Here is a 15860-nt window from a genome sequence, read left to right as displayed (position 1 = left end):
TCTTTTTGTATAAAAAATACCACCCACATTTCTGTGAGTGGTATCGATATCCATCAATACCAGTTGACAGATACCCGTTATTTTCCCGGCCTCTCGATAAAGAAATATTGCTAATTAAAAGGAAAGTTTAGAAAATGTGATCACGGTATAAGCCAATAACCTTACCAAGGATAGTAACGTTATCCAGATAAATGGGTGCCATCGCATCGTTCTCAGGTTGAAGCCGGAAGCGGTGGTTTTCTGGTTCTTTATAGAACCGTTTGCAAGTAGCTTCATTATCACTTGTCATTGCAATTACAATCTCGCCATCTTTAGCGGTTGATTGCTTACGAACGATTACGTCATCACCATCAAGAATTCCGGCTTTGATCATACTGGTGCCGTGAATTTTTAACATGAATAATCCAGAGGCATCTTTAATTGAAGGTGGTAAAGGAAAATAATCTGTAGTGTCTTCTACCGCTAAAATAGGCTGTCCTGCGGTAACAACACCGATCATTGGGATTTCTTTTTGCTCTGGTTCAATTCCCAGGAGATCTAATCCCTGTTTAGTAATTTCAAGTGCCCGCGGTTTGGAAGGATCTTTTTGTAAGTAGCCTTCCTTGATTAGATTGTTTAGATGAGAATGAACAGTGGAGGTTGAGGAAAGCCCAACGGTTCCGCAGATTTCACGGACTGTTGGTGGGTACCCGTGATCCTTAACGTGTTTATAAATGCAACTTAATACGGCAATTTGTTTTTGACTTGCTGCTTTTGCCATTTTGACACCTCATTTGGCTAGATTATTATTAATTCTAGAATATCATAGTAATCGTCAACTTTCAAACGTACGTTCGCGGGGAAGTTAGTACATATCTTGAAAATAGTTATTAAGTTAGCTAAGATCAAGATAAATAGTTAAATTAAGGATATCTGGAAGGTGAGGAGATAATTATGGCTGAATCTACAGACCAAGAAAAATTATTAAAGCGAATTAACGAACTCGCTCATAAAAATAAGGAAGAAGGACTAACAGAGGCCGAAACTAAGGAACGAGCAAAGCTACGGAAAGAGTACCTTAAGAACTTCCGTGAAGCAATGCGGAGTAATATCGAAATGATGCGAATCTTTGATGATAATGGTAAAGAGGTTACTCCAGAGAAGGTTCGTGAAATTCAACGGAAAAAGGGATTACGTGATGATTAACCTTGTTTAGCCCTTTTCAATTCGACTACTTTCGTGTACTATTGAACAGTAACTAAAAAAGGAGGAAAGTAGTTGTGGCATTAACAATTTCATTGGTAATCCTCGCCTTACTAATCGGTTTAGTTGGCGGTTTCTTTGGTGCTCGTCGTTACATGGAAAACTATCTCCGCAATAATCCACCTATTAGTGAAGAAATGTTGCGGACGATGATGTTGCAAATGGGCCAAAAGCCATCTAGTCGAAAGTTACATCAAATGATGCAAACCATGAAGGCACAAGCCAAAAAAGCAAATAAGTAATCTTAAACAAAAAAGAAACCGGAAATTTAATTTCCGGTTTCTTTTTCTTTAGAAATCATCGTCTTTTGGTTTAGGCGGCATGATGTATTTATAATTAGGATTGATTTGGTGATCTAACTCATCAAATGATTGCTGCATTTCACTCTCTAATTTAGCTTGACTTTCTTCGTCGAGTTTGTTCTTTCGGTCAATATAAATTGGCTTTCCAAAGGCAATGTGACGGGGATGCCGTTTGAATAATTCGCTAAATTTGAGAGGCCCTTGATACACTGCAGGAACTAGCGGAACGTTTGCTAATTTGGCGATTAATGTTGCACCGCCCTTTAATTTACTGGAATAACGAGAGCCTGATGGAAAAATAATTGTTGATAGATCAGTTTTTCGTAAGATTTGCACTGGTTTTTTTATTGCTGAAGGGCCAGGATGCTTGCGGTCAACCGGGAAGGCATTTAACTTTTTTAAAAAGTAGGCAGCAATTGGGTTCTTGAATAACTCTTTCTTTGCCATAAAACTAAATTTCTTGGGGTAGATCGCGAGGGCAATCAAAACTGGATCCATCCATGTCCGATGGGGAGCAATAATGATATAATTGCCGTCAGGTATATTTTCCTTATTATAAATTTTTGCTTTGCCATTGATTAGGTTTAAGAATGGTTGAACAATGGCAACGAGAAACGAATATAACATAAAATCATCCAATCTAATGTGTATAATAACTGGCATTATTATGACTAAAAAAGTAATTCCTTGCAAGTCTAAAAGAGGTGAATAATAAATGGATAATGATAATTTATTAAAGACAGATGAACGAATTGACCAACTATATAGTCAGGATGTTCAAATTATTCAGAATCCCCATTGCTTCGCTTTTTCGCTTGACGCTGTTCTCCTAGCTGACTTTGTTCGCCCTAATAAGAAGCGTCAGGCAAAAATTGTTGATCTTTGTGCTGGTAATGGTGCGATTGGCCTTTTTCTTCATAATAAGCTTGGCGGTCACTTTACAGAGGTCGAGTTGCAGAAGCCAATTGCCAATATGGCAGAACGAACAATTAAGCTGAACCACCTTGAGGAACGCTATGATGTCTTAAATATGGACATTAAAGATGTTTATAATAAAATTCCCAAGGATTCCGCGGATATCGTCTTGTGTAATCCACCATATTTCCCTAATACTGAACATAGTCAAAAGAATCCTAATCGCGCTTTAGCAATTGCGCGTCACGAAATCACGACTAATTTGACAATGGTTGTGGAAAAAATGAGTGGCTTATTGAAAATGAATGGTCGGGGATACCTTGTTCATAGGCCGGATCGTTTAGCAGAAATCTTGACTGAATTAACTAGCCATCGACTTGCACCCAAGCGAATTCGTTTTATCCATCCTAAACCGGATCGGGAAGCTAATATTGTCTTGATTGAAGTAATTAAGGATGGGGGAAATGGTGGGATTCGGATTGTCCCACCATTAGTGGTTAATCAGTCTAATGGTGAATACGGGCCCGAGGTGCAACAATTACTATATGGAGATAAAAAGTAAACATTATTATATATATGTCCTTCATTGCGCGGATGAGACCCTTTATTGTGGTTTTACCACTAACGTCCGGCAACGGTTCAATACTCATCAGTCTTATAAGGGAGCTAAGTATACCCGTGTAAAATCACGGCATCCGCTCCGACTGATGTATTGGTGTGAATACCCAACAAAGCATAAGGCGTTAAGTGCTGAATACTATTTCAAACATCAAAGCAGACGACAAAAGGAACGCTATCTTCGTGTAAGAGGAATCAAGATTTAAATTAATTCATTAAGTTAAGGATAAATGCTTGTCAGATGAGATGCTTTTTTGTATACTATATTTCGGTGTTAAACGCCAATTTCACACCCAATAGGATGGTGGTCAATGTGCTAATTTAGTTTGACTGCCAGATGATTATTGGGGAGGAAAAAACATTTTGGAGGTACATATTTTATGTCTGTTGTTACTATGAAGCAATTGCTTGAAGCCGGTGTTCACTTCGGTCACCAAACTCGCCGTTGGAACCCAAAGATGGAAGAATACATCTTTACTGAACGTAACGGTATCTACATCATTGACTTACAAAAGACTGTTAAGTTGATCGATACTGCTTACAACTACATGAAGGATGTTGCTGCTGATGGCGGTGTTGTTCTTTTTGTTGGTACTAAGAAGCAAGCTCAAGATTCAATTGAAGAAGAAGCTACTCGTGCAGGTCAATACTACGTTAACCACCGTTGGTTAGGTGGTACCTTGACTAACTGGAAGACTATCCAATCACGGATTGCTCGTTTGAAAGAATTGAAGAAGATGTCTGAAGACGGTACTTTTGATGTTCTTCCAAAGAAGGAAGTTGCTGTTTTAACTAAGCAACGCGAAAAGCTTGAACGTTTCTTAGGTGGTATTGAAGATATGCCAAAGATCCCTGATGTAATGTTCATCGTGGACCCACACAAGGAACAAATTGCTGTTAAGGAAGCTCAAAAGCTTCACATTCCAATCGTTGCTATGGTTGATACCAACACCGACCCTGATGACATCGACTACGTAATTCCATCAAACGATGATGCTATTCGTGCCGTTCGTCTTATCACTTCAAAGATGGCTGATGCTGTTATCGAAGGTAAGCAAGGTCAAGATGACAACAAGCAAGCTGATACTAACGACGCTACCGAAGAACATGAAGAAGTTTCTGAAGATTCATTAAAGAACCTTAAGGACAGCGTTGAAGGTAAGTAATTAAACGATAATTAAGTATTAAATACTTGGGCTGTTTGCGTACGGACCATTGTGGCCTGAGTACCAAATAGCTTTTTTATTAAAAAGTTAAACGAAGGAGAGATCTAATCATGGCTGAAATTAAAGCTGCTCAAGTTATGGAATTACGTAAGAAATCTGGTGCTGGTATCATGGATGCTAAGAAGGCATTAGTTGCTAGTGATGGTGACATGGATAAGGCAATGGACTACTTACGTGAAAAGGGTATTGCTAAGGCCGCTAAGAAGAGTGATCGTGTTGCTGCCGAAGGGTTAGCTGACATTGCTGTTAGTGGTAATACTGCTGCGATCGTTGAATTAAACTCAGAAACTGACTTTGTTGCTGCAAGTGACCCATTCAAGGACTTACTAAAGAAGGTTACTAAGTTGATCAGCGAAAACAAGCCTGCAAACGTGGAAGAAGCGCTTGCTATGAAAACCGAAAATGGTACTTTAAATGATGACTTGATCAGCACTACTCAAAAGACCGGTGAAAAGATTAGCCTTCGTCGTTTTGAAGTTATTGAAAAGAACGATAACGACAGTTTTGGTGCATACCTTCACCAAGGTGGTCAAATTGCCGCTCTTGTTGTTCTTGAAGGTGGAAATGAAGATGCAGCTAAGGATGTTGCTATGCACGTTGCTGCCATCAATCCTGAATTCATGACTCGTGATGATGTATCTCAAGATCGTCTTGATCACGAACGTGAAGTCTTCAAGGAAGAAACCTTAAATGAAGGTAAGCCTGCTAAGATCGTTGACAAGATCGTTGAAGGTCGTTTAAACAAGTTCCTTTCACAAATCTGCTTGGCTGACCAAGACTTTGTTAAGAACCCAGACCAAACTGTTGCAGAATTTGTCTCTGCTAACGATGGTAAGTTGAAGTCATTTATTCGTTACGAAGTTGGTGAAGGAATCGAAAAGAAGCAAGATGACTTTGCTCAAGAAGTAAAGGACCAAATGAACTAAACAACGTTCGGCTAAAAAGGGCGTACTCTTTGAAGTGCGCCTTTTTTTGAAAACATTACCATTAGGAGGCAGGTTTATGTCAGACATTAAATACAATCGTGTCATTTTAAAGCTCAGCGGGGAAGCTCTAGCCGGTGAAAAGGGTTTTGGAATTAATCCACCAGTACTTAAAGATGTTGCCAAGGAATTAAAGGAAATTCATGAATTAGGTGTCCAAATTGCGATCGTCGTTGGTGGCGGAAATATGTGGCGTGGTGTTACCGGGGCAGAACTTGGTATGGAACGTGCTCAGGCTGACTACATTGGAATGTTAGCAACCATTATGAACGCACTATCTCTTCAAGATGCTCTAGAATCACTTGATGTTCCAACGCGAGTACAAACTTCTATCGAAATGCGTCAAATTGCTGAGCCATATATTCGACGGAAAGCAATTCGCCACCTTGAAAAGGACCGGATTGTGATTTTTGCTGGTGGGACAGGAAGTCCATACTTCTCAACCGATACTACTGCTGCATTACGTGCAGCTGAAATTAATGCCGATGCTATCTTAATGGGGAAGAACGGCGTTGATGGTGTTTACAATGCTGATCCAAATAAGGATGCTAGCGCGGTTAAGTTTGATCATCTAACTCACATGGATTTGATTGAAAAGAACCTCCATGTTATGGATACTACCGCAAGTTCACTTTCTATGGATAATCATATTCCGTTAGTTGTATTTAACCTAAACACTCCTGGAAATATTATGAAGGTTGTTAAGGGACAAGAAGTTGGAACCACGATTGAGGGGGATTAACTTATGGCTACAGGTAAACAAATTTTAAATGAAGCAAAGGACAAGATGGCAAAGTCTGGAGATGCATTACGCCGGACATTAGCTGATATTCGTGCAGGACGAGCAAATGCTAGTTTGCTTAATGGTGTGAAAGTAGATTATTATGGTGCTCCAACACCACTTAATCAGGTGGCATCAATTACAATTCCTGAAGCACGTCAACTACTTGTTACTCCATATGATGAAAGCTCATTGGATAACATTGAAAAGGCGATTTATGCTGCCAATCTCGGTTTAACACCACAAAATGATGGTTCAGCAATTCGGATTTTGATTCCGCAGTTAACAGAAGAACGGCGAAAAGAGCTTGTTAAGGATGTTAAGGCTGAACTTGAAAAGGCCAAGGTTGCTGTTCGAAATGTTCGTCGTGAAGCGATGGATGACTTGAAGAAGGGTAACAAAGACGGCGATTTCAATGATGATGAATTTCATGATCTTGAAAAGAAGGTTCAAACCGAGACTGATAACGGGATCAAGAACCTTGAAAATATTGCTGCCGATAAGGAAAAAGAATTAATGGGCTAGATTAGCCTCAATTACTAATTAGGAGTAGGAAAACGAATTAGGAAGCTAGTTCATTCCTGCTCTTTTTGGGTTGGGGTTGGCTTTTCTCCTTAATACATTTATAATTGACAAGTAGTTTTTACTTTAAACACAAAATTTTGTCTGGAGGAACTATTTTGTTTGGCAAAAAAGAAGGATCCTCGACTAGTAATGCGAAATTAGACCCAAACCGAATTCCCAACCATATCGCGATTATTATGGATGGAAACGGTCGTTGGGCTCAAAAACGTCATTTACCACGTGTTGCAGGTCATAAACAAGGAATGCAGACTGTGAAGAATGTGACGATCGCTGCTAGTGAATTAGGGGTAAAGGTTCTATCACTCTACGCTTTTTCTACCGAGAATTGGAAACGACCTTCGAGTGAAGTTAATTATTTGATGCAACTACCAATCAAGTTCTTTTCAACTTTTGTTCCAGATTTAGTTAAGCATAATGTTCGGGTGATGGTGATGGGCGACATTACTAAATTGCCCCACGGAACTCAAAAAGCAGTTAATGATGCAATTGCTGATACAGCTGATTGTAACGGGATGATTTTGAACTTTGCTTTAAACTATGGCAGTCGTGACGAAATCATTCGTGCTACTCAACGAATTGCAGAGAAAGTAGCTGCTAAAGAGATTAGTGTTGATCAAATTGATGAACAGTTACTGTCTCAAAATATGATGACAGCAGACCTAGATGAGTTAGCAGATCCTGATCTTCTTATCAGAACAAGTGGTGAGGAGCGGATTAGTAATTTTATGCTCTGGCAAATTGCTTATAGTGAGTTAGAATTTACTGATGTTTATTGGCCTGATTTTGATCGGCATTCATTAGAAGATGCTATTGTTAAATTTCAGGGACGTCACCGTCGTTATGGTGGCTTAAAAAATAACTAAGTTTGGGGAGAATAATATTGAAAACACGGATAATAACAGCTGTTGTTGGTTTAGCAATCTTCATTCCGTTAATAGTTTATGGTCACTGGCCATTAACAATTGCCGCAATTGTACTTGGAATTGTTGCTATGAGTGAGATCTTAGCAATGAAGCGGATGTTTTTGATTTCGTTTGAGGCAATTGTTTCTTATCTTGGAGTTGCGCTATTGATCTTACCTGATAGTTGGTTAGACTTCTTACCAAGTGTTGCAACGCGGTGGTTTGCATTCTATTTCTTGGTAATTTTATTACTATTACATACGGTGATTAGAAAGCAGCGATTTACCTTTGATGATGCTGGTGTGTTAACATTAGCAATCCTTTACATTGGATTAGGTTTTCGTTACTTTGTCGAAGCACGAGCAGTCAACTTCCAAACCTTACTATACGGGATGTTAATTGTTTGGATTACCGATAGTGGAGCATACTTGATCGGAAGAAAAATCGGAAAAAATAAGTTAGCACCCAAAATTAGCCCGAACAAGACTTGGGAAGGCTCAATTGGTGGGACCGTTTCTGCCACAATTCTGATTGCTATTTACTTATACTTTATTCCGGTTGGTGGATCTTTCATTCCAATGGTTTGCCTAACGTTAATTTTGTCAATTATGGGCCAGTTTGGTGATTTGATTGAATCATCGCTTAAACGGTTCTATGGCGTAAAGGACTCTGGAAAAATTTTACCGGGACATGGCGGTATCCTTGACCGGTTTGATAGTATGTTAATCGTTATGCCAATGATGCACCTCTTAGGTATTATTTAGTTCTGAAAGAAGAGGGGATTTTGTGATAATAACAATCATCACCTTTATAATCGTTTTCGGAATACTGGTCTTAGTCCATGAATTTGGTCACTATTATTTTGCAAAGCGAGCAGGGATTCTAGTCCGTGAGTTTTCAATTGGAATGGGTCCCAAAATTTGGTGGAAACAGTCTGGTGGCACGACGTATACTATTCGGATCTTGCCATTAGGGGGATATGTTCGTCTTGCTGGTGCGGATGATGAGGACGAAGATGAATTACGTCCAGGAACCCCGGTAACTATTCAACTTAATGATCAGGATCAAGTCACTAATATTAATGCAAGTCAAAAGACAACATTGTTCCAAGGGATCCCGCTGCAAATTGTTGATTCTGATCTAGTTAATGATTTATGGATTAAAGGATACGTCAATGGTGATGAAAACGATTTGAAAGTTTACAATGTTGCTCATGATGCTTTAATTACTGAGCATGATGGTACAGTTGTTCAAATTGCACCTAAGGACGTTCAATTTAATTCTGCTAGTTTACCAGCACGAATGATGACTAATTTTGCCGGTCCAATGAATAATTTCATTTTGTCCCTTGTTGTTTTTATTATTCTCGGGTTTCTCTTAAGCGGTGGCGTTCCGGTGAATAGCAACAAGATCGGGCACGTTAATGCCAATTCAGTTGCTGCGCGGGCGGGTCTCGTAAGCGGCGATCGGATTAAGCAAGTTAACGATACTAAAATTAAAGATTGGACAGCTTTGTCAACTGCAATCTCTAGTCACCCGGGGAAGAAAATTACCGTAACTTATGAACACCGCGGAAAACAGCACACCACCACAATGGTTCCCAAAACAGTCAAACAGTCAGATCAAAAGGTTGGTCAAATTGGGATTCTTGAAGAAACGGATAAGAGTTTCTCAGCACGGCTTAATTTTGGTTGGCAACGGTTTGTTCAAGCAGGTACACTAATTTTTAGTGTTCTCGGCCACATGGTTACCCATGGCTTTTCATTAAATGATTTTGGGGGACCAGTCGCAATTTATGCAGGAACGTCACAAGCAACGGCGCTCGGATTTACGGGTGTTTTGAATTTCTTAGCACTTCTTTCAATTAACCTCGGAATTGTTAACCTATTACCAATTCCGGCGTTAGATGGAGGAAAACTGTTGTTAAATATCATTGAGGCGGTTATTCGTCGCCCAATTCCGGAAAAAGCCGAAGGAATTGTGACGATGATTGGTTTCTTCTTGCTGCTAGTGTTAATGATTTTGGTTACGTGGAATGACATTCAGCGTTATTTCATTCGATAAGGGAAAAGGAGTATTTTAATGCAACAATCAAAGATTTTAATTCCAACAAAAAAGGAAGCGCCAAGTGATGCGGAAGCGCTTAGTCATAAGATGATGGTCCGCGCTGGCTACATTTATCAAGTATCTGCTGGTGTTTGGGCTTACTTACCAATGGCCTACCGAGTAATTCGGAAGGTTGAAAATATCATTCGTGAGGAAATGGAAAAAGCTGGTGCGGTTGAAATGATGATGCCAGCACTTCTTCCTGCTGACTTGTGGAAAGAATCTGGTCGGTATGAAAGCTATGGCGATAACCTATTTAAGTTAAAGGATCGTCGTGATCGTGACTTTATCATGGGACCAACCCATGAAGAAACGTTTACTGAAGTTATCCGTGACAGTATCAAGTCATACAAGAAGTTGCCATTGGTTGTTTACCAATTGCAGGATAAGTTCCGGGATGAAGATCGTCCTCGTTATGGGATCCTTCGTGGTAAGGAATTTGAAATGCTTGATGGTTATTCATTCTCTGCTGATCAAGCAGGTTTAGATCAGGCATATGATCTTCAAGCAAGAGCATACCGTAATATTTTTGACCGGATTGGCTTAGACTACAAGGTGATCTTAGCTGATTCAGGAACAATGGGTGGTAAGAACTCACAAGAATTTTCTGCGCCTGCAGAGGTGGGGGAAGATATCATTGCTTATACTGACGGTGATTACGCTGCTAACTTGGAAAAAGCCACTAGTAAGTTTACCGGTGTTCAACAAACCGCTGAACCAGAAAAGCTTGAAAAGAAGCCAACTCCAGGGGCTCACAGTGTCGACGAGGCTGCGGAAAGCCTTGGAATAGACTCAACACAAATTATCAAGGCAATGTTCTACATGGCTAAAATGAGTGAAGAGGAAACGCAACCAGTTCTTGTTTTGATGCGCGGTAATGATGAAGTTAACGAGGCCAAGCTGAAGGATGAACTAGGCTGTGAAGAATTAGAGCTAGCTGATGAAGAAGACGCTGTGAAGTATTTAGGAGCACATCCAGGTTCACTTGGTCCAGTTGGTGTTGGTGAAGATGTTAAAATCTATGCTGACAATTACGTTAAAGTAATGGTTAATATGGCCTGTGGGGCTAACGATGACGGTCACCACTACATTAATGCCAATATTGATCGTGACTTCCGGGTGGATCAGTTTGGTGATTTCCGTAACGTTAAGGAAGGCGAAATTGCACCGGATGGTCATCCAATCAAGTTTACCCCAGGGATTGAAATTGGGCATATCTTTAAGTTAGGGACCCATTATTCAAAGAAGCTTGGTGCACAAGTGCTCGATAATAATGGCCGCCTAGTTGATGTTATTATGGGAAGCTACGGGATAGGTGTTAGTCGGTTGCTTTCTGCAGTTGCTGAACAAACTGCTGATGACAATGGATTAGTATGGCCCGACAGTATTGCACCATTTGATGTTCATGTAATTCCTGTGAATGCTAAAAAAGCAGATCAAATGGAAATGGCAAATGAACTTACCGTAGCTCTTGAAAAAGCTGGCTATGATGTCTTAGTAGATGACCGAAAAGAACGTGCTGGTGTTAAGTTTGCCGATTCTGACTTAATTGGTATTCCAATTCGGATTACTGTTGGTAAGAAGGCTTCAGACGGTATTGTTGAAATTAAGATCCGGAAGACCGGTGAAACAGTTGAAGTTAAGACTGAAGAAGTCGTTAATACTGTTGCAATTTTGCTTAAGCAACTTAGTGGACAAGATGCTACTGAAGCTAAATAATTAGTCTAATCATTAATTGGTGGTGACGATGGTAGAATTTAATTTATCAACGCGCCACTTTTTATTGTAGGAGGATAAAAAGTGAGTTTATCACGACAAGAATTATTTCAAAAGCTACTTGAACAAATTCACTTTCCCGAAAAAGATAACCCTGCCTTTCATGATGCAAAGGTTCAATCTGTCGTGGTTCATAAGGATTCGCGTTTATGGGAATTTCATTTAATGCTTCGACAGCCGTTACCATTTAACCTTTTTAGTGAATTTTCTAATGCACTAAAAATTGGTTTTCGGGATATTGCTAATACGCGGGTGAAAATTAGCAGTCCAATGACTGATCTTGATCCCAAACTAATTGGTGATTATTGGGAGTATGTAGTCCGGCAAACGGCACCTGATTCACCGATGACTCAACAAGTTTGTACACAGACAGCACCTGAGGTTAAGGACGGTCGAGTAACTCTTGTTATTGAAAACGAGATGATGAAAGACTTCCTTATTAAAAATATTTTAGGAAAGATTGAAGAGGACTATGTTGACCTTGGTTTTCCTAAATTTCGGATTCACCCATTTGTTGATGAATCTGCTTCGGAGGCCCGGATTAAGGAATTGAAGGCCAAGCATGAAGCAGACGATGCCGCACTTGCTGCTAAAGCAATGGAACAGATTAAAAAGAATAACGTTGCTAAAAAGAAAAAGCAGCAAAGTAAGGTTGCTCCTGCCGATGGACCTGTTCAACTTGGCCGAGTAATTAATGATTCTCAAGAAGTTAAGCAAATGAAAGATATTGCTGAGGAAGAACGCTCGGTTGTCGTTGAGGGCTATGTCTTTAGTACTGAGGTACGGGAACTACGCTCAGGTAGGCAATTACTGACATTTGAAATTACCGACTATACTTCTTCGTTTGCGGTAAAGAAATTCTCTCGCAATGAAGCTGATGAAGCCCAATTTGCAAATATCAAAGAGGGAATGTGGCTTAAAGTTCGTGGGCCGGTACAAGAAGATACATGGATGCATGATTTAGTTATTAATGCCTTTGACGTTAATGAAATTAAGCATGAAGAGCGTCAGGACAAAGCGCCGGCTGATGATAAGCGAATTGAGTTACATGCCCATTCAGAAATGAGTCAAATGGATGCCACTAATTCAATTACCGAATTAGCTAACCGTGCTCATTCATGGGGACAGCCTGCAATTGCAATTACGGATCACGCAGATGTTCAAGCGTTCCCAGAAGCGTTTAAGGCAGCTAAAAAAACAGGAATTAAGATGCTTTATGGTGTAGAAGCAAACGTGGTTGATGACGGGATCCCGTTGGTGTACAACGAAAATGACACACCGCTAGATGGTCAGACATATGTTATCTTTGATGTTGAAACAACGGGGCTTTCAGCTATTTATGATAAGGTGATTGAACTTTCCGCTTCGAAGATGAAAGATGGTGAAGTCTTGGAGCGGTTTGATGAATTTATTGATCCTGGGTTCCCTCTTTCTGAACAGACAACTAACCTAACATCAATTACTGATGAAATGGTTCAAGGCTCAAAAAGCGAGGAAGAAGTCTTTAAGATGTTTAGGGACTTCTGTGAAGGGTGCATTATTGCTGGTCACAATGTCTCCTTTGATATGGGGTTCATGAATACTGGTTACCGTCGCCATAACATGGAAGAAATTACGGCTCCTGTTATTGATACTTTACCGTTGGCCCGGTTCCTCTATCCTCATATGCGAGGATATCGTTTGAATACCTTAAGTAAGAAGTTCAAGGTTGCTCTTGAACACCACCACCGGGCAAACTATGATGCCGAAGCAACAGGGAAGCTGCTGCATATCTTCTTAAAGGATGCGGAAAAGCGGTATGGAATTAAACTAATCAGTGACTTGAATAAACACATGACTGATAATGATGCTTATCGGCATGCGCGACCATTTCATGTTACGATTCTTGCCCAGACTCAAGCAGGACTGAAAAACCTCTATAAGTTGGTTTCACTGTCTAACGTTAAGTATTTTGCACGAGTACCGCGGATTCCGCGTAGTGTTCTAACTAAGTATCGCCAGGGACTCCTTTTGGGTACTGCCTGCTCTTCTGGTGAAGTATTTACCGCAATGATGGAAAAAGGATTCGCTGAAGCTGAGCGAAAGGCTAAGTATTATGACTTTATTGAAGTTCAGCCGAAGCCTAATTACCAGCCATTATTAGAGCAGAAGGTTATTGCTGATGATGCCCACTTGGAAGATATTTTGAAGAACATGGTTAAACTAGGTGAAAACCTAGAGAAGCCAGTTGTTGCAACGGGGGATGTCCATTATTTAGATGCTCATGATGCCATTTACCGTAAGATCCTTATCAATTCTCAAGGTGGTGCTAATCCACTTAACCGAACTAGAAGACCAGATGTTCATTTTAGGACAACGGATGAGATGCTTAATGAATTTAGTTTTCTTGGCGCTGATGAGGCTCATCAAATCGTTGTCACAAATACCCATCAGGTTGCTGATCTGATTGATGACGGTATTTGTCCGGTTAAGGATAAGCTCTATACTCCTCATATGAAGGGAGCAGAGCAAGAAATTCAGGATCGTACGTGGGACACTGCTAAGAAATGGTATGGTGATCCGTTACCAAAGATTGTTCAAGACCGGGTTGAACTTGAGCTAAATAGTATTGTTAAAAACGGGTTCTCGGTAATTTACCTGATTGCTCAACGGCTAGTAGCAAAGTCAAATAAAGATGGTTATTTAGTAGGTTCTCGGGGATCCGTTGGTTCAAGTGTGGTTGCTACGCTGTCTGGTATCACGGAGGTTAATCCGTTGCCACCACACTATCGATGCCCGAAGTGTCATTATTCCCACTTCTATACCAAGGGGGAATACAGTTCAGGATTTGACCTTCCAGAAAGAAAGTGTCCTAAGTGCGGAACGCTATTAGTTAAGGATGGTCATGATATTCCGTTCCAAACTTTCTTAGGGTTTAAGGGAAATAAGGTTCCAGATATTGATTTGAACTTCTCTGGAGACTACCAGCCAATTGCTCATAACTACATGAAAGTGTTGTTCGGTGAAAAGAACGTTTTCCGTGCGGGAACGATTGGTACTGTTGCTGATAAGACTGCCTATGGCTATGTTAAGGCCTATGAACGTGATACGGATAAGCAGTTCCGAGGAGCGGAAGAGGATCGGCTTTCTCATGGTGCTACTGGTGTTAAACGAACAACAGGACAGCACCCGGCTGGAATTATTATTGTTCCTGATGATATGGAGATTTATGATTTTACGCCAGTTCAATACCCGGCTGATGATCAAGAGGCAGCTTGGGAAACAACTCACTTTGATTTCCATTCCATCCACGATAATATTTTAAAGATGGATATTTTGGGACATGATGATCCAACGATGATTCGTGCATTACAAGACTTATCTGGGGTTGATCCACAGACTATTCCGATGAACGATCCGGGAGTAATGAGTTTATTCTCTAGTCCCGAGGCATTAGGGGTCAGTGAAGAACAGATCCAAAGTAAAACGGGAACTCTTGGTTTACCAGAATTCGGGACCCGTTTTGTTCGGGGAATGCTTGAGGATACCCACCCGAAGAATTATTCGCAACTCTTGCAAATCTCCGGACTTTCTCATGGAACGGGCGTGTGGTTGGACAACGCTCAAGAGTTAATTAAACAGGGCGTTGCAACAATCGCCAATGTGATCGGGTGCCGGGACAACATTATGACCGACTTAATTCACTATGGTCTTGATTCTGAAACCTCATTCCAGGTAATGGAATCAGTTCGTCACGGTCGGGGAATCCCTGATGATTGGCAAAAGAAAATGCGTGAGGCTAATGTTCCGCAATGGTACATGGACTCATGCTTGAAGATTAAATACATGTTCCCCCGAGCTCACGCGGCCGCCTATGTTCTGATGGCATTACGGATTGCGTACTTCAAGGTATACTTCCCGCTTGTTTATTACTGTGCCTTCTTCTCTGTCCGTGCTGATGACTTTGACGTAGTTGCAATGTCACACGGTAAAGATGCCGTTAAGACACGGATGAAAGAGATTAGTTCGCAAGGAAACGACGCAAGCGCTAAGGACAAGAGTTTATTGACGATCCTCGAATTAGCTAATGAAATGCTAGAACGGGGCTTTAAGTTCAAGATGGTTGATCTTGAGCGATCTGATGCAAGCAACTGGTTAATTGATGGTAATTCATTAATTGCTCCATTTCGTGCAGTTCCTGGTTTGGGATTGAATGTTGCTAAGCAGATCGTTGCTGCTCGTGAAGAAAAGAAATTCCTATCGAAGCAGGACCTAGCTGAGCGGGGAAAGGTTTCCCAGACAATTATAGATTTTCTTACTCAGAACCATGTCCTAGACGGGCTGCCGGATGAAAACCAATTAAGTCTGTTCTAGGGATAGTTGCTTGCTAGTTGAGCAAGTTCATGCTACAATTAATTATGGTAAATAACTCGTTGGAGTGAGCA

The 15860-nt window shown here is 40.6% G+C and carries 15 protein-coding genes; 13 read left to right on the top strand and 2 right to left on the bottom strand.

Annotated elements, in window-relative coordinates:
- Nucleotides 1–127: 127 nt before the first annotated feature.
- Nucleotides 128–760 carry a transcriptional repressor LexA gene (gene lexA, locus MR181_RS08210; protein ID WP_242336922.1) on the bottom strand — a complete coding sequence of 211 codons (633 nt, stop codon included), beginning with the start codon at nt 758–760 and terminating at the stop codon, nt 128–130.
- Between the two features lie 173 nt (nt 761–933).
- Between lexA and MR181_RS08205 the strand changes: the two genes are divergently transcribed.
- Both MR181_RS08205 and MR181_RS08200 read left to right on the top strand, forming a co-directional pair.
- The gene (locus MR181_RS08205) at nt 934–1185 is read left to right on the top strand and encodes a DUF896 domain-containing protein (protein ID WP_003716916.1); all 252 of its coding nucleotides are present in this window, start codon (nt 934–936) and stop codon (nt 1183–1185) included.
- Nucleotides 1186–1259: 74 nt separating this feature from the next.
- The gene (locus tag MR181_RS08200) at nt 1260–1484 is read left to right on the top strand and encodes a YneF family protein (RefSeq protein WP_003716917.1); all 225 of its coding nucleotides are present in this window, start codon (nt 1260–1262) and stop codon (nt 1482–1484) included.
- Nucleotides 1485–1532: 48 nt separating this feature from the next.
- Here the strand turns inward: MR181_RS08200 and MR181_RS08195 are convergent, their stop codons facing one another.
- Entirely contained in the window at nt 1533–2171 is a 639-nt protein-coding gene (locus MR181_RS08195) for a lysophospholipid acyltransferase family protein (RefSeq protein ID WP_240411015.1), read from the bottom strand.
- An 88-nt stretch (nt 2172–2259) separates the two neighbouring features.
- On the opposite strand from MR181_RS08195, the gene MR181_RS08190 reads away from it, so the two are divergent.
- The 11 genes from MR181_RS08190 to MR181_RS08140 all read left to right on the top strand — a co-directional run bounded on the left by MR181_RS08190 (nt 2260) and on the right by MR181_RS08140 (nt 15789).
- A complete protein-coding gene (locus MR181_RS08190) occupies nt 2260–3021 on the top strand; it encodes a tRNA1(Val) (adenine(37)-N6)-methyltransferase (RefSeq protein ID WP_242336919.1) in 762 nt (253 codons plus the stop codon).
- Complete coding sequence (locus MR181_RS08185; protein WP_242336925.1) at nt 3011–3283, top strand: GIY-YIG nuclease family protein; 273 nt, start codon at nt 3011–3013, stop codon at nt 3281–3283. The genes MR181_RS08190 and MR181_RS08185 overlap by 11 nt, the downstream gene beginning before the upstream one ends.
- Nucleotides 3284–3457: 174 nt before the next feature.
- On the top strand, nt 3458–4243 hold the full coding sequence (gene rpsB, locus MR181_RS08180; protein ID WP_191911779.1) for a 30S ribosomal protein S2: 786 nt from the start codon (nt 3458–3460) through the stop codon (nt 4241–4243).
- 110 nt (nt 4244–4353) lie between these two features.
- Nucleotides 4354–5229: a translation elongation factor Ts gene (tsf, locus tag MR181_RS08175; RefSeq protein ID WP_191911780.1), complete on the top strand. Its 876-nt coding sequence runs from the start codon at nt 4354–4356 to the stop codon at nt 5227–5229.
- Between the two features lie 76 nt (nt 5230–5305).
- On the top strand, nt 5306–6028 hold the full coding sequence (gene pyrH / locus MR181_RS08170; protein ID WP_242336916.1) for a UMP kinase: 723 nt from the start codon (nt 5306–5308) through the stop codon (nt 6026–6028).
- A gap of 3 nt (nt 6029–6031) precedes the next feature.
- Complete coding sequence (gene frr, locus MR181_RS08165) at nt 6032–6592, top strand: ribosome recycling factor (RefSeq protein WP_102168723.1); 561 nt, start codon at nt 6032–6034, stop codon at nt 6590–6592.
- 155 nt (nt 6593–6747) lie between these two features.
- A complete protein-coding gene (locus MR181_RS08160; protein WP_242336913.1) occupies nt 6748–7515 on the top strand; it encodes an isoprenyl transferase in 768 nt (255 codons plus the stop codon).
- Between the two features lie 17 nt (nt 7516–7532).
- Complete coding sequence (locus MR181_RS08155; RefSeq protein ID WP_191911783.1) at nt 7533–8318, top strand: phosphatidate cytidylyltransferase; 786 nt, start codon at nt 7533–7535, stop codon at nt 8316–8318.
- Between the two features lie 22 nt (nt 8319–8340).
- Entirely contained in the window at nt 8341–9618 is a 1278-nt protein-coding gene (gene rseP / locus MR181_RS08150; protein ID WP_242336910.1) for an RIP metalloprotease RseP, read from the top strand.
- Nucleotides 9619–9636: 18 nt separating this feature from the next.
- Complete coding sequence (locus tag MR181_RS08145; RefSeq protein ID WP_242336908.1) at nt 9637–11379, top strand: proline--tRNA ligase; 1743 nt, start codon at nt 9637–9639, stop codon at nt 11377–11379.
- 81 nt (nt 11380–11460) lie between these two features.
- The gene (locus tag MR181_RS08140) at nt 11461–15789 is read left to right on the top strand and encodes a PolC-type DNA polymerase III (protein ID WP_242336906.1); all 4329 of its coding nucleotides are present in this window, start codon (nt 11461–11463) and stop codon (nt 15787–15789) included.
- Nucleotides 15790–15860: the final 71 nt, after the last annotated feature.

Source organism: Limosilactobacillus urinaemulieris, assembly GCF_932750685.1.
In the GTDB taxonomy this organism is placed as follows: Bacteria; Bacillota; Bacilli; order Lactobacillales; family Lactobacillaceae; genus Limosilactobacillus; species Limosilactobacillus urinaemulieris.
This window is presented reverse-complemented; position numbering and strand designations above follow the sequence as displayed.